The organism is Burkholderia ambifaria AMMD, assembly GCF_000203915.1.
GTDB classification, from domain to species: Bacteria; Pseudomonadota; Gammaproteobacteria; order Burkholderiales; family Burkholderiaceae; genus Burkholderia; species Burkholderia ambifaria.
On the sequence record NC_008390.1, the window covers coordinates 2,467,094 to 2,488,079 of the forward strand.

The window sequence follows — 20,986 nt, forward strand, 5'->3', positions numbered from 1 at the left end:
CCATGACCGTCATCAAACAGGAAGACCTGATCCAGAGCATCGCGGATTCGCTGCAGTACATCAGCTACTACCACCCGCTCGACTACATCCAGGCCCTCGGCCGCGCGTACGAGCTGGAAGAGAGCCCGGCCGCGAAGGACGCGATCGCGCAGATCCTCACGAACAGCCGCATGTGCGCGGAAGGCCGCCGCCCGATCTGCCAGGACACCGGCATCGTCACGATCTTCGTGAAGGTCGGCATGGACGTGCGCTGGGACGGCGCGACAATGGGCCTCACAGACATGATCAACGAAGGCGTGCGCCGCGGTTACACGCACCCGGACAACGTGCTGCGCGCATCGATCGTCAACCCGCCGGAAGGCGCGCGCAAGAACACGAAGGACAACACCCCGGCCGTGATCCACTACGAGATCGTGCCGGGCGACAAGGTCGACGTGCAGGTCGCGGCGAAGGGCGGCGGCTCGGAGAACAAGTCGAAGTTCGTGATGCTGAACCCGTCGGATTCGATCGTCGACTGGGTGCTGAAGACGGTCCCGACGATGGGCGCCGGCTGGTGCCCGCCGGGCATGCTCGGGATCGGCATCGGCGGCACCGCTGAAAAGGCGATGCTGATGGCGAAGGAATCGCTGATGGAGCCGATCGACATTCAGGAAATCATCGCGCGCGGTCCGAAGGACTGGGTCGAGGAACTGCGCGTCGAGCTGCACGAGAAAGTCAACGCGCTCGGCATCGGCGCGCAAGGCCTCGGCGGCCTCGCGACCGTGCTCGACGTGAAGATCATGGCCGCTCCGACGCACGCGGCGTCGAAGCCGGTCGCGCTGATCCCGAACTGCGCGGCCACGCGCCACGCGCACTTCGTGCTCGACGGCTCGGGTCCGGCCAAGCTTGAAGCGCCGTCGCTCGACGCCTGGCCGAAGGTCCAGTGGGAACCGAACACCGAAACCAGCAAGCGCGTCGACCTGAACACGCTGACGCCGGAAGAAGTCGCGAGCTGGGCGCCGGGCCAGACGCTGCTGCTGTCGGGCAAGATGCTCACGGGCCGCGACGCCGCGCACAAGCGCATCGCCGACATGCTCGCGAAGGGCGAGAAGCTGCCGGTCGACTTCACGAACCGCGTGATCTACTACGTGGGTCCGGTCGATCCGGTGCGTGACGAGGTGGTCGGCCCGGCAGGCCCGACGACGGCCACGCGGATGGACAAGTTCACCGAGACGATGCTCGCTCAGACGGGTCTGATCTCGATGGTCGGCAAGGCCGAACGCGGCCCGGTCGCGATCGATGCGATCAAGAAGCACAAGGCGGCCTACCTGATGGCGGTCGGCGGTGCGGCGTACCTCGTGTCGAAGGCGATCCGCGGCGCGAAGGTGCTCGCATTCGAAGATCTCGGCATGGAAGCGATCTACGAGTTCGACGTGCAGGACATGCCGGTGACGGTGGCCGTCGATTCGTCGGGCACGTCGGTGCACCAGACCGGTCCGAAGGAGTGGCAGGCAAAGATCGGCAAGATCCCGGTCGCAACCGCTTAAGCGCGATCGAACGAAAGGCCGGACAAGCGTCCGGCCTTTTTACTTCCCATTCTCATTCTCGCGCGCGGCCGGTTACGCAAGGCTGATTCTCATTACACGCAAAAGGCAGGCCCGGCAAGGCTTCGAGGCTTGGCTTTTCTCGGTCGAGCGATTATCGTTCGGTTTCTGAAGCCCCACTGAACAAGGAACAGCCATGCAAGGCGACAAGAAAGTCATCGAATATCTGAACGCCCAACTGAAGAACGAACTCACGGCAATCAACCAGTACTTCCTGCATGCGCGCATGTACAAGCACTGGGGCCTCGACAAGCTCGGCAAGCATGAATACGACGAATCGATCGGCGAAATGAAGCACGCCGACTGGCTGATCGAGCGCGTGTTCATGCTCGACGGCCTGCCGAACCTGCAGGACCTGCACAAGCTGCTCGTCGGCGAGGAAACCGAAGAGATCCTGAAGTGCGACCTGAAGCTCGAGCAGATCTCGCAGAACACCTGCAAGGAAGCGATCGCCTACTGCGAATCGGTGCGTGACTACGTGTCGCGCGAGATCTTCGAAAAGATTCTCGACGACACCGAAGAGCACATCGACTGGCTGGAAACGCAGATCGACCTGATCGGCAAGGTCGGCCTGCAGAACTACCAGCAGACGATGATGGGTTCGCCCGAGTAAGCGCCATCACGGCCACCACCGCCACGCCCGCCACCTCGCCGTCCGCATGACGATGACGCACCAGCCAGCCGCTTCCGGGGCCCGCCCCGCCGGCCCCGTCGGGCTCTTCGATTCGGGGCTCGGCGGCCTGTCGGTGCTGCGCGCCGTGCGCGCGCACCTGCCCGGCGAGTCGTTCGTCTACGTCGCCGATTCGCAGCACGCGCCGTACGGGCCGCGCGACGAGGCGTTCATTACGGAACGCACGCTGGCCATCGGCGAGTGGCTCGCCCGCGAAGGGGCGAAAGCGCTCGTGATCGCGTGCAACACGGCAACGGCGCGAGCGATCGCGGCGATCCGCGAACGCCTGTCGATACCTCTGGTCGGTGTCGAACCGGGCATCAAACCGGCCGCCGCGCTGTCCACGACCGGCGTCGCGGGCGTCCTCGCGACGCAATCGACGCTGAACAGTCCGCGCTTCCAGGCGCTGCTCGACCGCTACGGCGCCGGCCGCCGCTTCATCTGCCAGCCGGGCCACGGGCTCGTCGAAGCGATCGAACGCGGCGACACGAACTCCCCCGCATTGCGCACGTTGCTCGAGCGTTATCTGCAGCCAATGCTCGACGACGGTGCCGATACGCTGGTGCTCGGCTGCACGCACTATCCGTTCTTCACAGAAACGATTCGTGACATTGTTGGCGACCGCCTGACGATCGTCGACACGAGCGATGCCATCGCCCGCCAGCTCGCGCGGGTGCTCGACGAACGCGGCCTGCGCGCGCCGGCCGGCACGCGTGCCGCGCCGCCGCGCTTTTGCTCGACGGGCGACGGCCGGCAATTGCACGCACTCGCGTCGACGCTGCTTGGCCTCGACGCGCCCGTCGAATCCGTCACCATTTCCTCGCCGAACGCGCGCGCCTGCGCGACCGCCTGACGCGCGCCGGCGCACCGCCGGCACGCCCTCTCCTGCTATCCCGCCGTTTGAAGGGTCCGATGACCTTAAAAAAAGCCGAACCCAGGCTTGTCAACCTCCGCAAATTTAATGATAATAATTCGCATTACCGTTAGCTATCGCAACTCATCATGATCGTCTGCGTGTGCAAGTCAGTTTCGGATCGCAAGATTCGCGCGTCCCTCGCCGAGGGCGTGGGTTCCTTCGACGAACTCCAGTTCGAGCTCGGCGTGGCCACGTGCTGCGGCAAGTGCGAGGAGTCCGTACGCGACCTCATGGCCGAGCAAGGCGTCTGCGCGAGCCGGTGCGGCGTCGAGCACCACGCTCATCCGATCCCGGTCACGTTCTACGACCGCAAGGCCGCCTGAGCGGCGCCGAGCGTGCGCATGCGGCCGCCGCCGCATTTTATGTCCGACCGTCAGCAAGCCATTTTCCGCGCGAGCCAGCGGCTTACCTGCCAAGGAGCCTGTCATGGAATTGCTGATCGGATTTGTGACCACCGTTTGCATCTCGCTGCTGATCTTCCGCAAGTAGTGCCGATTCACCCGCCGCGCCCCGGGTGCGACGTCGTTCTTTCAAGCTAACATGCAGGCTTCGCAATCCGCTCCTGCCGGCATCCTGCCGGCTGCTCCACGTATGAATCCCCGGGTCATCACGGTCGCGGTCGGTGTGCTTGCCGCACACGCGATCATGCTGACGGCCGCGTGGCTCCATCGCAACGCGCCGCCGCCGAAATCGGTCGAAGTCCAGTCGATCACCGCGCAGCTCATCACGCCTGCGCCGATCGCCCAGCAGGTCGCGGCCGAATCGATCCCGCAACCCGCGCCGCCGAAGCCCACCCCGCGCGTCAAACCGAAGGTCGAGCCGAAGCCGGTGCAGAAGGCGGCGAAGCCCGCGCCTCAGCCGGTGGCGCAATCGCCTGCTCCGTCGCCGACACCCGCGCCGGCTGCCGATCCGACGCCGGCGCCCGCCGCGCCCGCCGCTGCTGCGCCGGCCGCAACGCCCAGCCCGGCTCGCGAAACGATGCAGGTCAGCGCGCCCAAGAACGTGCCGACGCTTCAATGCAACTTCGTGAAACCCGACTACCCGTCGATGTCGCGTCGCCGCGGCGAATCGGGCACCGCCTATGTTCACTTCGTCGTCGGCGTGACCGGCAAGATCGAAAGCGTCGAGCTGCAGAAGAGCAGCGGTTATCCGCGCCTCGACGATGCCGCACTCGACGCGATGCGCTCGACCACCTGCCGTCCGTATATCGAGAACGGCCAGGCGATCCGCGCCGCCCGCACACAGCCCTACAACTTCGGGCTCACCGACTAACCTGCCTCATCCGGAAGATTCAAAGGAAACAAAAATGCAAAGCTACGGTATCGCGCACGTCTGGGCGCAAGGTGATTTCGTCACGCGCGCCATTGCGATCACGCTGCTCGTGATGTCGGTCCTGTCGTGGATCGTGATCATCGTCAAGGGCTGGAACGTGATTCGCCTGAACCGCCTCACGAAGAACGCGGAACAGGCGTTCTGGCATTCGGATGACTTCGACGACGGCATCAAGAAGCTCGGTCTCACCGCATCGACGCCGAGCGACAACCCGTTCCTCGCGCTCGCGCTGTCGGGCAAGGAAGCCGCCGATCACCACCATCAGACGCAGCCGCACCTGCACGACCGCATGGACGTGTCCGACTGGGTCACCCGCTGCCTGAAGGACACGATGGACGAAGGCATCTCGCGCATGCAGGCCGGCCTCGCGATTCTCGCGTCGATCGGCAGCACGGCGCCGTTCGTCGGCCTGTTCGGCACGGTCTGGGGCATCTACCACGCGCTGCTCGTGATCGGCGCAACCGGCCAGACGTCGATCGACCAGGTCGCGGGCCCGGTCGGCGAATCGCTGATCATGACGGCCTTCGGCCTGTTCGTCGCGATTCCCGCCGTGCTCGGCTACAACGCGCTGACCCGCGCGAACAAGGGTGTCGTCAGCAAGCTGCGCCGCTTCGCACACGGTCTGCACGCCTACTTCGTGACGGGCGCGCGCCTCGCGTCGTCGTCGCCCCGCGACGGCCTGCGTCTTGCGACGCGCGCCAGCTGAGACGAGGTGAACCATGGCAATGAACACCGGCTTCAGCGATGACGACGACGATGGCGTGATGAGCGAGATCAACATGACGCCGCTCGTCGACGTCATGCTCGTACTCCTGATCATCTTCCTCGTGACGATCCCGGCGATGCAGCACGCGGTGAAGATCGACTTGCCGCACGCGAGCAGCCAGCCCGTCGACGAAAAGCCGCAAACGGTCGACGTCGCGATCCAGGGCAACGGCACGATCCTGTGGAACGACCAGACGGTCACGCGCGAGCAGCTGCAGGCACACATCGCGGAAGCGGCACAGCATCAGCCGCAACCGGAGTTGCACCTGCGCGCCGATCGCAAGGTTGCCTATGAGCGTGTGGCGGAAGTGATGTCCGATGCACAGGCCGGCGGCCTGACGAAGCTCGGCTTCGTGACCGAGCCGAGCGCGAAGGCGAAGTAACGCACGCGCGTTTGGCGGGTCGGCGGCGGCACCTGACCGGCCCCACAAAGTAAAAGGCCTTCATCGCCAGATGAAGGCCTTTTTTCATGCGCACGCGGGCGCCTTCGGGCGGCGGGCTCTTCGGCGGTATCGGTTGCGCCTCGAGCAACGCAATGCGGCTACCGTGGTCTGCACGGACTGCGCGTTCTGCCCTATCTGGCTCGCAATATATGCGGCCACCTGATTCCGCTCAGAACTTCCTTCGCGAAATGGGATTTCAATATAGGCCCGCGCGCGAACGCATTCAAGGCCCCTGCGATTGAAACTTGCGATTGCCGGCGGCACTTCAATGACAAAACAAATTTGCCACGACGCGCAGTTTGCATTCAGGTGGACGAAACATCGGCCGCCGCGGCTTCCTTCTTGTCGCGCTCCGGGCAGCTCGGCTGCTTGTAATCGCCGTGATCGAGCTTCTCGACCAAATAGTCGACGAACGCGCGGACCGCGGGCGGCATCCCCTGCCGCGACACGAACGCCGCATAGAGTTGCGGCACCGGCAGCGTCCAGCCCGGCATCACGGGCGACAACTGTCCGGCGCGCAATGCATTGCCGTACATCATCTCCGGCAGCGCCGCGATGCCGAGGCCGTCGAGCACGGCCTCGCGGATCGTCATCAGGTCCGCCGTCACGAGCCTCGGATCGTGCTCGTGCAAGTGACGCGTGCCGTCCGGCGCGATCAGGTTGAACACGTGCCGTCCGTCGACGCTCGGCGTATCGAGCGTCTCGAAGCGCGCCAGATCGTCCGGCACGAGCGGCGGCGCATTCTGGCTCAGCAGGCTCGGCGCGCCGACCAGCATCTGCTCGGTCCGCCACAATGGCCGCACGACGATGTTCGCGTTCTGCGGCGGCTCCGAGCGCACGCGCAACGCGACATCGACCGAATCCTCGAACAGGTCGATCACGCGGTTCGTCACCCGAATGTGCACCTTCACCTCGGGATAGCGGTGCAGGAATTCGGGCAGGATGCGCGACAGCATCGTCTGCGACAGCGTGACCGGGACGCTCACGCGCACCGAGCCGCGCGGCGACGAGCGCAACTGCTGCACGGCGTTCATCGCGGCCTGGGCTTCGGCGAGCATCGCCTGACAATGCTGGTAGAACAGCTCCCCCGCCTCGGTCAGCGCGAGCTTGCGCGTCGAACGCTGCAGCAGCCGCACGCCGAGCGCCGCTTCGAGTTCCGTCAGGCGCCGCGACAGGCGCGATTTCGAGATACCCAGCACGCGCTCCGCAGCCGAGAACCCGCCGTGTTCGACGACCTGCGAAAAGTACATCAGGTCGTTCAGGTTGTGTGCATCGATGTTCATTTCATCGTTCCAATTTCAGAACAATCCATTGCGAACCGCCGCAAATCGGACCGCAAAACGCCCAATATAATAGCGCTATGTTTCAAAAATAACGCTATTCCGATGATTTCGAGGGCTTCTGCATGACGACCGCTCGCTCGCTTGACCGCACCTACCCCGCGCTTCGCACCACCGAAGGCGGCGGCTTCGTGGTTCACCGCCCGTTCCCGACCCGACTGCTGATGGATTTCGATCCGTTCCTGTTGCTCGATGAAATGGGCCCCGTCGACTATGCGCCCGGCGAAGCCAAGGGCGCGCCGGACCATCCGCATCGCGGCTTCGAGACGGTGACCTACGTGCTCGACGGCCGCTTTCGCCATCGCGACTCGGCCGGCCATGCCGGCACGCTCGGGCCCGGCGACGTGCAGTGGATGACGGCCGGCGCGGGGGTCGTGCACAGCGAAATGCCGGACCCCGAATTCGCGCAGGCGGGCGGCCGCTCGCACGGCTTCCAGCTGTGGGTGAACCTGCCGCGCCGCGACAAGCTGATCGCACCGCGCTACCAGGAAATCCCGGCCGACCGCATCCCCAGCGCCACGTCGCCGGACGGTCGTGCGCGGGTCCGCGTGATTGCCGGCGAAGCGTTCGGTGTGCGTGCCGCGATCGAGACGCGCACGCCGATCCTGTACCAGCATTTCACGCTGCAACCGGGTGCAACGGTCACGCAGCCGGTGCCGCCAGGTTATCGCGTGTTCGCGTACCCGCTCGACGGAGCGGGCCGCTACGGGCCCGACAGGCAGCTCGTCGACGCACGGCAGATGGTCGTCTACGGTGACGATGGCGACGCGGTGACGTTCGAAGCCGGCGATACGCCGCTCGACCTGCTGCTGATCGGCGGCGTGCCGCTCAACGAGCCGATCGTCCGCTATGGCCCGTTCGTGATGAATACCGAGGAAGAGATCCGGCAGGCCGTCGTCGACTACCAGACGGGCCGCATGGGCCGCATCGAAGCGTGACGTGCAATCGGGGCCGCAGCTGCCGCGAAACCGCTTGTTTTGCGTCACAATAACTTCTTGATCCATGTGGCTGCCCGCCACCAGAAGGAATCCGTCCCCTTGAACTTCGAACATCTGATCCAGATCAACTCCGACGATCCGGCCGTGCCGTCCCTGACCCGCGACCAGCTCTGGGAAGGCCTCGTGCTGCGCGCCGAACAGCCGCAGCTGTTCCTGATCGGTCTCGACAGCTGTGTCGTCCTCGAACGAACGGACACGACGCTCGAACGCGAGCTGCACTACGGGCATGCGATCGTGCGCGATCGCGTGACGTTCATCCCGAACCAGCAAGTGCGCTACGACATCCATGCGGCCGGCGGTGAAATCGGCGGCTCGCTGACGATGACGATCGAGGAGCGCGACGACGACCACGAGCTGTTCCTGCGCTTCGAATACCGCACGACACTGACCGTCACGGACGACAGCGAGGAAGCGCGTCACACGCACGGTATCGTCAAGGAAGCGTATCGCACGTCGGACATCGACACGGTGCGCCTGATCCGCGAATACGCACAAGGTCGCAAGGACCCCGATCCGCTCCACTGATTGCGGCGGCGGCCTGCGGGCCGCCTCTTTGACTCACGCTATCGGGGTTGTTGCATCGATCGATAAAGAGTTTTTGTAAATGGGAATAGTTATCATTTAGAATTCATTCCATCGCATCGACTGTTACCGATCAACCGAATGACCGACACCACGCGCCCGACCACGCTGACCTTGCGCCGCACGACCGGCACCGCAAGCGGCAACCGTCAGAAGACGGCAGCGGTCACGACGCCGGCGAAACCCGCCGGAAGCCGCGATGCCGGCACACGGACCCTCAGCAGCGATGCGCTGCTGCAAGGTCACAGCCACATCAGCATCGCGCATAACGGAGAGACTTATCAGTTGCGTGCCACGCGGCTCGGCAAACTGATCCTGACGAAGTAACGACAGAGTATTGTGGGGACCACCTCCCTGAGAGGTGTTGGGCAGTAGCCAGCGTAACGGCTTGCACGCGAGATCTAGACCCCTTCGTGCAAATACACTCAAGCAGCCGTTGCAGCAAGCCAAGCCACTTTTTTGGTTCTCACACATGGAAGAAAAAAGCGACACGTCGAAAGACGTGTCGCTTTTTGTTTGGGCGTCCGCAGACAAAAAAAAGGCATCGCGGCTATCGGCGCTGCTGGTTTCAGCAGACTCCGGAGCCCGGCGGCGGACACCTCGCCTGCTACTCCGGCGCGTGGCCGCCAGGCCTTCAATCCCGCATCAGAAACCCCAGAACATCAACCACCACGCGCTGTCGATCACGGCCAGGCCGGCCGCGAACCACGCGAATGCAGCCAGCCGGCGCGGCCACGCCGCATAGCGCCCCGTCACCTTCCAGGCCAGCCACGCGCTCCACGCGTTCGCGCAAATCAGAATCGCGATGCGCACGTCGGTCGCCCAGCCGAGCGGCACATGCTCGGCACGCAGCAGCGACAATGTCGTCGCCGACAGCCCGAGAAACACGCCCGCACCCGCGATCGGGATCAGCGCCTGCGCGAGATGATGAAGACGCACGCGATCGAAACGGCCGAGCATCAGCGTCGCGCCGGCCAGCAGCACGAGCAGCGCGGTGCCGTACACGAGCCCCGTGCCGACGATATAGCTAACGACCAGACCGCCGTCGAGCCACGAGAACACGTCGTTGCGATCCGGGTAATGCGTGAGCAGGAACCACGGTGCGTTGGTCTCGAGCGGCCACGTGATGTCGCGGTCGATAAGCCAGCCCGCGAGGAATTGCTTGATCTGCACGAACCACGGGCTCACGGTCCAGTGGAACGCGCCGATCGCGACGCCGAGCAGGCCGTACAGGATCAGCGCCGTGTCCCACGGGTTCGCCTGTTGCGCGCCGAGATTCACGACCTCGTCGGACGGCGAGCGCCACGACAGTTCGATCGCATCGCGGTGCCCGCTGCAGCGACCGCACATGTGGCACGCGGCGGCGCCCTTCATGTTGCGCAACGGCACGAGCGGCGCGCAGTTGATCGGAATCACGCGATGTCCGTGCTCGCCGTTCTTGTACGAGCGGCGCCACGCATCCTCGTCGACCTTGTAGCGCATCGGCGCGAGCCGCGACAGCAATCCGAACACGCCGTTGACCGGGCACAGGTACTTGCACCACACGCGCTTCTCGCGGCCGTACAGCAGCCCGATCACGATCGCGCCGACGGTCGAGCCGCCGAGCACGAACAGCACGGCGAGCGGGTACTGGTACACGCTGACCATCTGCCCATAGATCGTCGTGAGCCCGAACGCGACGAACGGCCAGCCGCCCCACCGCATCCAGCGCGGAATCGCGCCGCCGCGGCCGAACCGGCTCGCGTATTCGGTGAGCGCGCCTTCCGGGCACAGCACGCCGCACCAGACGCGGCCGAGCATCACCATCGACAGCAGCACGAACGGCCACCAGATGCCCCAGAACACGAACTGCGCGATCAGCGTGAGGTTGTTCCACAGGTGCGCGGAATCGTCCGGCAGCGGCAACACCGCCGGCACGATGATCAGGAATGCATAGACGGCGACGACGACCCACTGGATGCCGCGGATCACAGCGCCGTGGCGCTGCATCCACTGGCCGGCCTGTGCGAGCCAGCCCGGCTTGGCTGCGGCGGCAATGCTCATGCCGTGCGGCCCGCTGTGACGGCCGGGCGGCGGCTCGCGCGCTTCATCAGCAGCCAGACGACCGCCCAGTACACCGCATAGGCGACCAGGTTGGTCAGTGCCGGATGCGCGCGATAACCGGTCAGCGTCGCGACGAGCGAACCGAACGTGCCGGAATCATCGAGGATCGCGGACGTGTCCCACAGCTGCGAGATGCCGAGCGGCAGGATTTCCTTGTCGATCAGCTTGTCGACGCCGGTCTGGAACAGGCCCGCGCCGAGGAACAACAGCATCACTTCGGTCACGCGGAAGAAATGCCGCCACGAGAAGTACTTGCCGCCGAGCTGCAGCAGATAGAACGTGAGGAACGCGAGGCCGAGGCCGATCACGACCGCGAGCATCTGGCTGGCGTCCACGTGCCCCGACTGGCCGAAACCGAGGCCGTACAGGAAGATCACCGTCTCGCTGCCTTCGCGGGCGATCGCGAGCGCGACCAGCACGGCAACGCCCCACCAGTTCGAATCGCGCGTGCTCTGCTGCAGCGACTGCTCCATGTCGCGCTTCAGCGTGCGGCCGTGCCGGCGCATCCACAACACCATCTGCACGATCAGCACGCAGGCGATCAGCACCATCGCGGTCTGGAAATAGTCCTGTGCGTCGCCGGACAGCACTTCGGTGAAGCCGACGAGTGCGGCGCCGAGACCGATGGCCATCAGCAGGCCGACCGCCACACCCGTCCACAGAAAGGGCAAGCCGCGGCGCGCGTCGTCGTCGCCGTTCTTCAGCCATGCATAGAGGATGCCGACGACGAGCAGCGCTTCGACGCTCTCCCGCCAGACGATGAACAAGATCTGACCCATTGAATCCTCCTGACGTGCGGGGCGCGGCATTCGTGCGCCCGTACGCAGATAAAACGCATTACTTCGCGACGATCACGCCCTGTGCCTGCTGGTGGAAATCGTCGAAAAACTTGTACTCGCCCGGCGACAGCGGGGCGACAACCACGAACGAATCGGCGCCCGGCGCGAGCACCTTCTCCTTGCGCAACTGCACGCTCTCGAATTCGGCGGCGCCCTTGCCGGTATTCCTGATCTCGATCTTGAAGCGCTGACCGGCCGGCACTTCGATGCGGGCGGGGTTCAGCTTGCCGTCCGTCATCTCGAGCTTGAACGTCGGCAGATCGGCGGCATGCGCCGCGCCGGCGAGCCACAGCGCGGCGGCCGCGGCGACGATTTTCTGGGGAAATTTCATTCTGGGTTCTCTACGCTGACGGCGCGCCGAAGCGCGCCGTCCGTGATGCCACCGATCAGTACCCGCCCTTCTTGCCGATGCCGGCGAACGGGAAGTCGTATTCGAGGGTGACGGGCTTGAACCACGGACCCACACCGGTTTCCTTGTCGACGTGACGGCCGAACGCCATGTGGCCCGACTGCATCGGCGGCTTGACGATCATCGTCAGGTGGTACTTGCCCGGGCCGGCCAGCTTCACGTTGTCGCCATAGTGCGGGCCGTCGCTCGCGACCATGCCCATCAGGTCGCCTTCGGCCTTCCACTTCGTGTCACCCTGCTTCGTCAGCTTGTACGTGACCTGCAGGTACGGCATCCAGTCGCCTTCCGCGAAACCCGTCGGGTTGTTCTTGACCGCATGGATGTCCGCCTCGAGGTGGATGTCCGAATCCGACGCCTTGCGCATCATCCCTTCCGGATCCATCGTGATCGGCTGCAGGTACACCGCGCCGATTTCCATGCCGCCCTGGATCTGCTGCTTGCCGATCGGATATTCGGCCGCCGAGGCCGACATCGCGGCCAGCGCCGCCGCTACCGCAACCGACGTGCGGATGAACGAAGAACCCAACATGGACACTCCTTGTTATTTGTCTGACACGCTGCCAACCGCCCTCCTGGACGGCTCGCCGGAAACACTAACGCAATGAAGAACGTTAATGCGAACTATTCTCAATACTTGCGAAGTGTAGCACCGAACCGGCGCCGGAACAAACGAGACCCCCGGTAAACCCCTGATGCGACAAGGCTTACAGCCGAGTTACCGGGAGGTTTCAGTGACGTTTGGAAAGATTTACCGGCCGCCGTTGACGTGGTCGCCCACATTCGCGCCGAACACGCGTTCGCGTAGCAGCGCCAGCTGGTCGCGGGTGGCCGCGGCCTTTTCGAACTCGAGGTTCTTCGCGTAGTCGGCCATCTGCTTTTCGAGTCGCTTGATTTCTTTCGCGATCTGCTTTTCCGACATGTCCTCGAACTTCGCGCGTTGCTGCGCTTCCTTCAGCTCGGCGCGTGCGTCGTCGGCGTTGTAGACGCCGTCGATGATGTCCTTGATGCGCTTCACGACGCCGCGCGGCGTGATGCCCATCTTCTCGTTGTGCGCGATCTGCTTCGCACGGCGCCGCTCGGTCTCGCCGATCGCGCGCTTCATCGATTCGGTCATCGTGTCGGCGTAGAGGATCGCCTTGCCGTTCACGTTGCGCGCCGCGCGGCCGATCGTCTGGATCAGCGAGCGCTCGGCGCGCAGGAAGCCTTCCTTGTCCGCGTCCAGAATCGCGACGAGCGACACTTCCGGAATGTCCAGGCCTTCGCGCAGCAGGTTGATCCCGACCAGCACGTCGAACGTGCCGAGTCGCAGGTCGCGGATGATCTCGACCCGCTCCACCGTGTCGATGTCGCTGTGCAGGTAGCGCACCTTGACGCCGTGGTCGGCGAGAAACTCGGTGAGCTGCTCGGCCATCCGCTTCGTCAGCACGGTGATCAGCACGCGCTCGCCGGCGTTCACGCGCGCGTTGATCTCGGTCAGCACGTCGTCGACCTGCGAGCTGGCCGGGCGCACTTCGATTTCCGGATCGACGAGGCCCGTCGGCCGCACCACCTGCTCGGCGATCTGCCCCGTCACGCGCTTCTCGTAGTCGGCAGGCGTAGCCGACACGAACACCACCTGGCGCATCTTGCGTTCGAACTCCGGGAACTTGAGCGGCCGGTTGTCCAGCGCCGACGGCAACCGGAATCCGTAGTTGACGAGATTCTCCTTGCGCGCGCGGTCGCCGTTGTACATGCCGTTCAGCTGGCCGATCAGCACGTGCGATTCGTCGAGCAGCATCAGCGCGTCGGGCGGCAGGTAGTCGACGAGCGTCGGCGGCGGCTCGCCGGGCGCGGCGCCCGAAAAATGCCGCGAGTAGTTCTCGATGCCCTTGCAGAAGCCGAGTTCCTGCAGCATCTCGAGATCGAAGCGCGTGCGCTGCTCGAGGCGCTGCGCCTCGACGAGCTTGCCGTCGCGGTGGAAGAACTCGAGGCGCTCGCGCAATTCCTCCTTGATCGTCTCGACCGCACGCATCACGGTGTCGCGCGGCGTCACGTAGTGCGACGACGGATACACCGTGAAGCGCGGAATCTTCTGCCGCACGCGGCCCGTCAGCGGGTCGAACAGCTGCAGCGTCTCGACCTCGTCGTCGAACAGCTCGACGCGCACGGCCATCTCCGCATGCTCGGCCGGGAAGATGTCGATCGTGTCGCCGCGCACGCGGAACGTGCCGCGCTGGAAGTCCTGATCGTTGCGCGAGTACTGCATCGCGATCAATCGCGCGATCACGTCGCGCTGGCCGAGCTTGTCACCGGCGCGCAGCGTCAGGATCATCTTGTGGTACTCGGACGGGTTGCCGATACCGTAGATTGCCGACACCGTCGCGACGATCACCACGTCGCGGCGCTCCATCAGGCTCTTCGTCGCCGACAGCCGCATCTGCTCGATATGCTCGTTGATCGACGAGTCCTTCTCGATGAACAGGTCGCGCTGCGGCACGTACGCTTCCGGCTGGTAATAGTCGTAGTACGAGACGAAATACTCGACCGCGTTGCGCGGGAAGAACTCGCGGAACTCCGCGTAGAGCTGCGCCGCGAGCGTCTTGTTCGGCGCGAATACGATCGCCGGGCGGCCGAGCCGCGCGATCGTGTTCGCCATCGTGAAGGTCTTGCCCGACCCCGTCACGCCGAGCAGCGTCTGGAATGCGAGGCCGTCGCCGACACCTTCAACGAGCGTTTCGATCGCGGTCGGCTGGTCGCCTGCGGGCGGATACGGCTGGTATAGCTGAAATGGCGACCCTTCGAAGGTCACGAATTTCGATTCGTCGAGCGCGTCGCCGACTTCGGCGTGATGTTCGGACATGGAGTGCGGCCGGAGCGAGGGCAAAAGACTATTCTAGCGCTTCGCGGCGTCGCGGACCGCTGACGGCTCCTGACGCGCGGCACCGGCCGAAATCGCAATTCGCCGCGCGATCGCCGCCTCCGGCAGCGTGAATTCGCTACAATGTCAGGCTGCTGCGCTTTCCGGCGCCGTGCCCGTTGGCGCGCGGTCCGCTGCGCCCGCCCCGCCGGCTGAAAGCCTGACCCTCTTTTCACAACTGCCGAATCATCATGTCGCTCTTCTCCGCTGTCCAGCTTGCTCCCCGCGACCCGATCCTGGGCCTGAACGAAGCCTTCAACGCCGATGCGCGTCCGACCAAGGTCAACCTCGGCGTCGGTGTGTACACGAACGAAGAAGGCAAGATTCCGCTGCTGCGCGCCGTTCGCGAAGCGGAAAAGGCGCGTGTCGACGCCGGCCTGCCGCGCGGCTACCTGCCGATCGACGGGATCGCCGCCTACGACGCAGCGGTGCAGAAGCTGCTGCTCGGCAACGATTCGCCGCTGATCGCCGCAGGCCGCGTGGTCACCGCGCAGGCTCTGGGCGGCACGGGCGCGCTGAAGATCGGCGCCGATTTCCTGCGCACCGTGAACCCGAACGCGAAGGTCGCGATCAGCGATCCGAGCTGGGAAAACCACCGCGCGCTGTTCGAAGCCGCCGGCTTCGAAGTCGTCGCGTATCCGTACTACGACGCCGCCACCAACGGCGTGAACTTCGACGGCATGCTGTCGGCGCTGAACGGCTATGCGGCAGGCACGATCGTCGTGCTGCACGCGTGCTGCCACAACCCGACCGGCGTGGACCTGACCGAAGCGCAATGGCAGCAGGTCGTCGACGTCGTCAAGGCGCGCAACCTCGTGCCGTTCCTCGACATGGCCTACCAGGGCTTCGGCGAGAACATCGAGGCAGATGCAGCGGCGGTGCGCCTGTTTGCCGCGGCCGACCTGAATGCATTCGTGTCGTCGTCGTTCTCGAAGTCGTTCTCGCTGTACGGCGAGCGCGTCGGCGCGCTGTCGATCATCACGTCGAGCAAGGAAGAAGCGACGCGCGTGCTGTCGCAACTGAAGCGCGTGATCCGCACGAACTACTCGAACCCGCCGACCCATGGCGGCGCCGTCGTCGCGGCCGTGCTCGCGTCGCCGGAACTGCACGCTGCATGGGTGCAGGAACTCGGCGAAATGCGCGACCGCATCCGTGCGATGCGCAATGGCCTCGTCGAGCGCCTGAAGGCGAGCGGCGTGGATCGCGACTTCAGCTTCATCAACGCGCAGCGCGGGATGTTCTCGTATTCGGGCCTGACCTCGGCGCAAGTCGATCGCCTGCGCGAAGAGTTCGGCATCTATGCAGTCGGCACGGGCCGCATCTGCGTGGCAGCGCTGAACACGCGCAACCTCGACGCGGTCGCCAATGCAGTCGCAGCAGTCCTGAAGTAAGTCGGCATCCGCGGGCGGCAGCCGTCACCGGCCCGCCCCGCCGAAACAAAAAACGCGCTCTCCGGAGCGCGTTTTTTTATGGCTTCGTGCATTGCCGGCGAGGGCTCGCCACGAACGGTACGCGTGGCGACTGCCCGTGCCGGACTCCGTTACTTCATGAACCAGCCGTGGCTGACGACGACCGACTGCCCCGTGAGCGCGGCGCTCGGGAACGCCGACAGGAACAGCACCGTCTGCGCGACGTCCTGCACCGTCGTGAACACCCCGTCGACCGTGTTGCCGAGCATCACCTTCTTGATCACTTCCTCTTCGCTGACGCCGAGCTCCTTCGCCTGCTCCGGAATCTGCTTGTCGACCAACGGCGTGCGCACGAAACCCGGACACACGACGTGCGAGCGCACGTTGTGCTTCGCGCCTTCCTTCGCCAGCACGCGCGCGAGGCCCAGCAGCCCATGCTTGGCCGTCACGTAGGCCGACTTCAGCGGCGACGCTTCGTGCGAATGCACCGAGCCCATGTAGATCACGACGCCGCCGCGATCATCCTTGTACATGTGCTTGAGCGCGGCCTTCGTCGTCAGGAATGCGCCGTCGACGTGGATCGCCTGCATCTTCTTCCAGTCGGAGAACGCGTAGTTCTCGATCGGATTGACGATCTGGATGCCGGCGTTCGACACGAGGATGTCGACCGAGCCGAACGCTTCGGCGACCTTGTCGATGCCGCTGTTCACGGCCTCCTCGTTGGTCACGTCCATCGCGACGCCGATCGCCTTGCCGCCTGCCTTGTTGATCTCGTCGGCAACCGCGTTCGCGCCGTCCTGGTTCAGGTCGGCGATCGCGACGGCCGCACCCGCCTTGGCGAGCTCCAGTGCGATTTCCTTGCCGATGCCGCTTGCGGCGCCCGTGACGACTGCGGTCTTGCCGCTCAGATCTGCTGCCATGTCCGTCTCCTTCCGTTATCGGATCGAAAAAGCGCGCCCCCGCCGCATCCGCTTTCGTCGCGGGCTCGTGCCGGCGGGCCAGCCGCTATTGTGCACGATCGGCCCCGCCGTTCGCGCGCAAAACGTCTAAGCTTAAGGTCGGTTCCGAGTCGCGGGAGATTTTCATGCACTATCGACGGCTAGGCCGCTCCGGCCTCCAGATCAGCGAGCTTTCGCTCGGCTCGTGGGTCACCTACGGCAACCAGGTCGATCACCGGGCCGCCCGCGAATGCCTCGCGGCGGCCCGCGATGCGGGCGTCAATTTCTTCGACAACGCCGAGGTCTACGCGGGCGGCAAATCCGAGGAAATCATGGGCCAGGCGCTCAAGTCGCTCGGCTGGCCGCGCATCAGCTATCTCGTGTCGACGAAGTTCTTCTGGGGGCTCGCGGAAGCGCCGAATCAGTACCACACGCTGAACCGGAAATATCTGCTGAACGCGATCGACGGCTCGCTGCGCCGGCTGCAGCTCGACTATGTCGACCTCGTCTACTGCCATCGCCCGGATCCGAACACGCCGATCGAGGAAACGGTGTGGGCGATGAGCGACATGATCGTGCGCGGCAAGGCGCTGTACTGGGGCACGTCCGAATGGAGTGCCGACGAGATCCGCGCGGCGTATGAAATTGCCGAGCGGCACCATCTGCACAAACCGGTCGTCGAGCAGCCGCAGTACAACCTGTTCCACCGTACCCGGGTCGAACGCGAATACGCGCGGCTCTACGACGACTACGGCCTCGGCCTGACGACCTGGAGCCCGCTTGCATCGGGGCTGCTCACCGGCAAGTACCGTAATGGCGTACCGCCGGGCAGCCGCGCGGAACTGCAGGGCTACGATTGGCTCCGCGATCGGCTGACGGACCCGACCAGCAACGATGTGGTCGAACGGCTCGGCGGAATCGCGGCCGAACTCGGTTGCAGCACCGCCCAGCTCGCGATCGCGTGGGTACTCGCGAATCCGCGCGTGAGTTCGGTCATTACGGGCGCCTCCCGGATCGAGCAGATCGGCGACAACATGCGCGCGCTCGACGTCGCCGCCAAGCTGACGCCGGAGGTCAGGCAACGCATCGAGGAGGCCGTCGGCGACGCATACGAGTAAGGCGAGTCACGTCCACTCGCGTACAATACGCGGCCGCAGTGGACGCGGCCCGACGGCCGCGCGCGATCGTCCGTTTTCATCGATTCATCCTTCGTTTCAGGCAGCCAGCCATGCTCAGTTATCGTCACGGTTTTCACGCAGGCAACCACGCGGACGTGCTCAAGCACGCCGTCGTCGTCCAACTGCTACGCTACCTGAACAAGAAAGACAAGTCGTACTGGTACATCGACACGCACGCAGGCGCCGGCGTGTATTCGCTGCGCGAGGGTTATGCGGCCAAGACGGGGGAATTCGACACCGGCATCGGCCCGCTGTGGAACGACAAGAATCTGCCGGAGGCGCTCGGCGATTACATCGACGAGGTGCGCGCGCTGAACGATGACGGCGAGCTGCACTACTATCCGGGCTCGCCGTATCTTGCATGGCGCGCGATGCGCGAGCAGGACCGGATGCGCCTGTTCGAGATGCATACGACGGAAATCGACGTGCTGCGTCACAACTTCCGCGATGCCGGGCGACGCGCGATGATTTACGCCGGTGACGGCTTCGAAGGGATCAAGGCGCTGCTGCCGCCGCCGCCGCGACGCGCGCTGGTGCTGATCGATCCGTCCTATGAGGACAAGAAAGATTACGCGCGCACGGTGACCTGCGTAACGGAATGCCTGAAGCGTTTCGCCACCGGGTGTTACGCGATCTGGTATCCGCAGGTTGCGCGGGTGGAGTCGCAGCGTTTTCCTGAACAGCTCAAGCGCCTGCAGCCGAACAACTGGCTGCACCTGACGTTGACGGTATCGAATCCGCCGGCAGATGGCCTAGGACTTTACGGCAGCGGAATGTTCATCCTGAATCCGCCGTACACGCTCGCACAGAGCATGAACGAAGCGCTGCCCTATCTCGTCGAACGTCTGGGACAGGACAGCGGCGCCCGATGCGAGATCGAGCACCGCGGGAACTGAGCGGGCGGCGGGCCGTTACGGTTGCAGTCTCGGGGCGGGCCTCGGCTGATTCGCACGCGACGCACCCCAGCCCGGCACATTGATATACGGCGCGACGAACAACGGGACCGACGAATTCGGTCCCTGCCCGGCCGGCGTTCGCATGCCCGCGGGTTCGACAATCGGCTCGGACGATAACGGCGCCGTTTGCAACACAAGGCCGCCCTGGCCATCCTGGATCCCGCGTTGCGTATCGAGAATCAGCGGCTTGGACGAAGTCGCCGCACCCGCCGCGATGCCGTGAACGAGCACCGCAGCGCCCAGAACGAGACGCGCACCGGAAGCGTGACGCACATCGAGACGCAAGCGCATGGTCGTAATCTTCCTATGGAAAAGCAGGTGCATACCATAGCGCCACGCTGACGATTTCGCCAGATCCGGCGCACAAAAAAACAAAGCCCCGTCAATACGGGGCTTGCTTTTTCGCTCGGTGCCACACGGCACCTGACGGTACTCCGCTTACAGCGAGTAGCCGTTGGTTTCGAGCGAACGGATGCGGCTCTCGAGCTGGACGATATCCGACGACGTAGCGAGGTAAGCCTCACGGCGCTCGCGCTCTGCGGATTCGAACCAGTTGCTCAGCTTTTCGACGATGTAGGCGATCATGACTTTCTCCAAGGAAGGGGAACCCTGGCGAATTCGAGATTCGGGGATTTCCCGTAAGGGTTATCCCGAATTATAGCGATGTCGCACCAAGATGCTAGTGAAATGCTTGCATGAAAACCATTCCAATTCGGAATGGTTCGTGAACCATCTTCGTCAACACATTGATTTATAAGGATATTGAATTGAGGCTCCTCTTCGCCCTGGAGGGCGTGCACTAATCTGGTTCACCGACGGGGTCGGCAAGACGCGCCAAGATCGGGCATTCCGGGCGTCCGTCACCATGGCAGTGCGCGGCGAGATCGGCGAGCGTATTGCGCATGTCGCTCAATTCCGCGATCCGCTTGTCGAGTTCGGCCACGTGTTCGAGGGCGATCGACTTCACTTCCGCGCTGGCGCGGGAGCGGTCTCGCCAGAGCATCAGCAATTTGCGGATATCCTCGACGAGAAAGCCGAGCCGCCGCGCCTGGCGGATGAAACGCAGGATATGGAGTTCATCCGAACCGTAGATCCGGTATCCGGCGTCGCTACGCTTGCTCGGCGCAAGGAGGCCGACCTGTTCGTAGTACCGGATCATTTTTGCGCTGACGCCGGATTCGCGCGACGCGTCGCCGATATTCATTCCCTGCCCCTCTCCATCAAGCTCTGGTCGAACACGAACGTCGACGCACGAAGCGGCCGACGACACTTCGATCGTATCAAATCGCGTGATTTCGTTCCGGCGTGGGCGATGACGGCAGGATCAACGGCGATGAGATCCTTGTCGTGCTGCCTTGGCCCTTTCCGCCGCGCCAATGCAAAAACCCCCGCCTTTTGGGCGGGGGTTCTTGGCTTGGGGAGCCTGACGATTACCTACTTTCACACGGGAATCCGCACTATCATCGGCGTAGAGTCGTTTCACGGTCCTGTTCGGGATGGGAAGGGGTGGGACCGACTCGCTATGGTCATCAGGCAAAGAGGGTTGTCGCGCTGCTTCGCAACGCGACCAATCCGGGAAGAAGCAGTAATTTTGGGTTGTGTGTATCACACACGAGAATCCAACCGGTC

Annotated in this window: 24 protein-coding genes and 1 rRNA gene; 14 read left to right on the top strand and 11 right to left on the bottom strand. The window is 64.4% G+C overall.

All coding sequences use genetic code 11. The annotated features are described in order from the left end of the window. Window positions 1-2 precede the first annotated feature (2 nt). The 7 genes from BAMB_RS11280 to BAMB_RS11310 all read left to right on the top strand — a co-directional run bounded on the left by BAMB_RS11280 (window position 3) and on the right by BAMB_RS11310 (window position 5,649). Window positions 3-1,526, top strand: coding sequence for a fumarate hydratase (locus BAMB_RS11280; RefSeq protein ID WP_011657442.1), 1,524 nt, complete (start codon window positions 3-5; stop codon window positions 1,524-1,526). Window positions 1,527-1,719: 193 nt separating this feature from the next. Further along, complete coding sequence (gene bfr / locus BAMB_RS11285; RefSeq protein WP_011657443.1) at window positions 1,720-2,196, top strand: bacterioferritin; 477 nt, start codon at window positions 1,720-1,722, stop codon at window positions 2,194-2,196. Between the two features lie 46 nt (window positions 2,197-2,242). After that, a complete protein-coding gene (gene murI / locus BAMB_RS11290; RefSeq protein ID WP_011657444.1) occupies window positions 2,243-3,106 on the top strand; it encodes a glutamate racemase in 864 nt (287 codons plus the stop codon). 149 nt (window positions 3,107-3,255) lie between these two features. Continuing rightward, entirely contained in the window at window positions 3,256-3,492 is a 237-nt protein-coding gene (locus BAMB_RS11295; RefSeq protein WP_006755389.1) for a (2Fe-2S)-binding protein, read from the top strand. 217 nt (window positions 3,493-3,709) lie between these two features. Then, the gene (locus BAMB_RS11300; protein ID WP_011657445.1) at window positions 3,710-4,441 is read left to right on the top strand and encodes an energy transducer TonB; all 732 of its coding nucleotides are present in this window, start codon (window positions 3,710-3,712) and stop codon (window positions 4,439-4,441) included. Window positions 4,442-4,475: 34 nt separating this feature from the next. After that, window positions 4,476-5,207, top strand: coding sequence for a MotA/TolQ/ExbB proton channel family protein (locus BAMB_RS11305; RefSeq protein ID WP_011657446.1), 732 nt, complete (start codon window positions 4,476-4,478; stop codon window positions 5,205-5,207). A 13-nt stretch (window positions 5,208-5,220) separates the two neighbouring features. Next, window positions 5,221-5,649 carry an ExbD/TolR family protein gene (locus BAMB_RS11310; protein ID WP_041491221.1) on the top strand — a complete coding sequence of 143 codons (429 nt, stop codon included), beginning with the start codon at window positions 5,221-5,223 and terminating at the stop codon, window positions 5,647-5,649. Window positions 5,650-6,014: 365 nt separating this feature from the next. On the opposite strand, the gene BAMB_RS11315 is transcribed toward BAMB_RS11310, so the two are convergent. After that, a complete protein-coding gene (locus BAMB_RS11315) occupies window positions 6,015-6,992 on the bottom strand; it encodes a LysR family transcriptional regulator (protein ID WP_011657448.1) in 978 nt (325 codons plus the stop codon). Between the two features lie 122 nt (window positions 6,993-7,114). Between BAMB_RS11315 and BAMB_RS11320 the strand changes: the two genes are divergently transcribed. The 3 genes from BAMB_RS11320 (at window position 7,115) to hemP (ending at window position 8,956) form a co-directional block, all read left to right on the top strand. After that, window positions 7,115-7,987, top strand: coding sequence for a pirin family protein (locus tag BAMB_RS11320; protein WP_011657449.1), 873 nt, complete (start codon window positions 7,115-7,117; stop codon window positions 7,985-7,987). A gap of 99 nt (window positions 7,988-8,086) precedes the next feature. Beyond that, entirely contained in the window at window positions 8,087-8,572 is a 486-nt protein-coding gene (locus BAMB_RS11325; RefSeq protein WP_011657450.1) for an SRPBCC family protein, read from the top strand. 138 nt (window positions 8,573-8,710) lie between these two features. Continuing rightward, entirely contained in the window at window positions 8,711-8,956 is a 246-nt protein-coding gene (hemP, locus tag BAMB_RS11330) for a hemin uptake protein HemP (RefSeq protein WP_006760849.1), read from the top strand. 318 nt (window positions 8,957-9,274) lie between these two features. On the opposite strand, the gene BAMB_RS11335 is transcribed toward hemP, so the two are convergent. The 5 genes from BAMB_RS11335 to uvrB form a co-directional block, all read right to left on the bottom strand. Further along, window positions 9,275-10,672, bottom strand: coding sequence for a 4Fe-4S binding protein (locus BAMB_RS11335; RefSeq protein ID WP_011657451.1), 1,398 nt, complete (start codon window positions 10,670-10,672; stop codon window positions 9,275-9,277). Beyond that, window positions 10,669-11,511 carry an FTR1 family iron permease gene (locus tag BAMB_RS11340; protein ID WP_011657452.1) on the bottom strand — a complete coding sequence of 281 codons (843 nt, stop codon included), beginning with the start codon at window positions 11,509-11,511 and terminating at the stop codon, window positions 10,669-10,671. The genes BAMB_RS11335 and BAMB_RS11340 overlap by 4 nt, the downstream gene beginning before the upstream one ends. A 58-nt stretch (window positions 11,512-11,569) precedes the next feature. Then, on the bottom strand, window positions 11,570-11,902 hold the full coding sequence (locus BAMB_RS11345) for a cupredoxin domain-containing protein (protein WP_006760846.1): 333 nt from the start codon (window positions 11,900-11,902) through the stop codon (window positions 11,570-11,572). A 55-nt stretch (window positions 11,903-11,957) separates the two neighbouring features. Continuing rightward, on the bottom strand, window positions 11,958-12,509 hold the full coding sequence (locus tag BAMB_RS11350) for an iron transporter (RefSeq protein ID WP_011657453.1): 552 nt from the start codon (window positions 12,507-12,509) through the stop codon (window positions 11,958-11,960). Between the two features lie 219 nt (window positions 12,510-12,728). After that, window positions 12,729-14,819 (bottom strand): excinuclease ABC subunit UvrB, encoded by a 2,091-nt coding sequence (gene uvrB, locus BAMB_RS11355; RefSeq protein ID WP_011657454.1) that lies wholly within the window; start codon window positions 14,817-14,819, stop codon window positions 12,729-12,731. 248 nt (window positions 14,820-15,067) lie between these two features. On the opposite strand from uvrB, the gene BAMB_RS11360 reads away from it, so the two are divergent. Further along, window positions 15,068-16,267, top strand: coding sequence for an amino acid aminotransferase (locus tag BAMB_RS11360; protein ID WP_011657455.1), 1,200 nt, complete (start codon window positions 15,068-15,070; stop codon window positions 16,265-16,267). A 149-nt stretch (window positions 16,268-16,416) separates the two neighbouring features. Here the strand turns inward: BAMB_RS11360 and BAMB_RS11365 are convergent, their stop codons facing one another. Next, a complete protein-coding gene (locus BAMB_RS11365) occupies window positions 16,417-17,205 on the bottom strand; it encodes a 3-hydroxybutyrate dehydrogenase (protein ID WP_011657456.1) in 789 nt (262 codons plus the stop codon). Window positions 17,206-17,369: 164 nt separating this feature from the next. Here BAMB_RS11365 and BAMB_RS11370 point away from each other — a divergent pair, with 164 nt between their 5' ends. Next, on the top strand, window positions 17,370-18,341 hold the full coding sequence (locus tag BAMB_RS11370) for a potassium channel beta subunit family protein (protein ID WP_011657457.1): 972 nt from the start codon (window positions 17,370-17,372) through the stop codon (window positions 18,339-18,341). 110 nt (window positions 18,342-18,451) lie between these two features. Then, window positions 18,452-19,297, top strand: coding sequence for a 23S rRNA (adenine(2030)-N(6))-methyltransferase RlmJ (locus tag BAMB_RS11375; RefSeq protein WP_011657458.1), 846 nt, complete (start codon window positions 18,452-18,454; stop codon window positions 19,295-19,297). A 15-nt stretch (window positions 19,298-19,312) separates the two neighbouring features. Here BAMB_RS11375 and BAMB_RS11380 read toward each other — a convergent pair whose 3' ends face one another. After that, window positions 19,313-19,588 carry a hypothetical protein gene (locus BAMB_RS11380; protein ID WP_227739478.1) on the bottom strand — a complete coding sequence of 92 codons (276 nt, stop codon included), beginning with the start codon at window positions 19,586-19,588 and terminating at the stop codon, window positions 19,313-19,315. On the opposite strand from BAMB_RS11380, the gene BAMB_RS35865 reads away from it, so the two are divergent. Then, window positions 19,484-19,699 carry a hypothetical protein gene (locus BAMB_RS35865; RefSeq protein WP_175783458.1) on the top strand — a complete coding sequence of 72 codons (216 nt, stop codon included), beginning with the start codon at window positions 19,484-19,486 and terminating at the stop codon, window positions 19,697-19,699. The genes BAMB_RS11380 and BAMB_RS35865 overlap by 105 nt on opposite strands. Window positions 19,700-19,795: 96 nt before the next feature. Here the strand turns inward: BAMB_RS35865 and BAMB_RS33690 are convergent, their stop codons facing one another. The 3 genes from BAMB_RS33690 to rrf form a co-directional block, all read right to left on the bottom strand. Then, window positions 19,796-19,942: a DUF3563 family protein gene (locus BAMB_RS33690; protein WP_006478295.1), complete on the bottom strand. Its 147-nt coding sequence runs from the start codon at window positions 19,940-19,942 to the stop codon at window positions 19,796-19,798. Between the two features lie 214 nt (window positions 19,943-20,156). Then, window positions 20,157-20,561, bottom strand: coding sequence for a Cu(I)-responsive transcriptional regulator (cueR, locus tag BAMB_RS11385; protein WP_011657460.1), 405 nt, complete (start codon window positions 20,559-20,561; stop codon window positions 20,157-20,159). A 217-nt stretch (window positions 20,562-20,778) separates the two neighbouring features. Beyond that, window positions 20,779-20,891 (bottom strand): 5S ribosomal RNA (gene rrf, locus BAMB_RS11390). Window positions 20,892-20,986 lie beyond the last annotated feature (95 nt).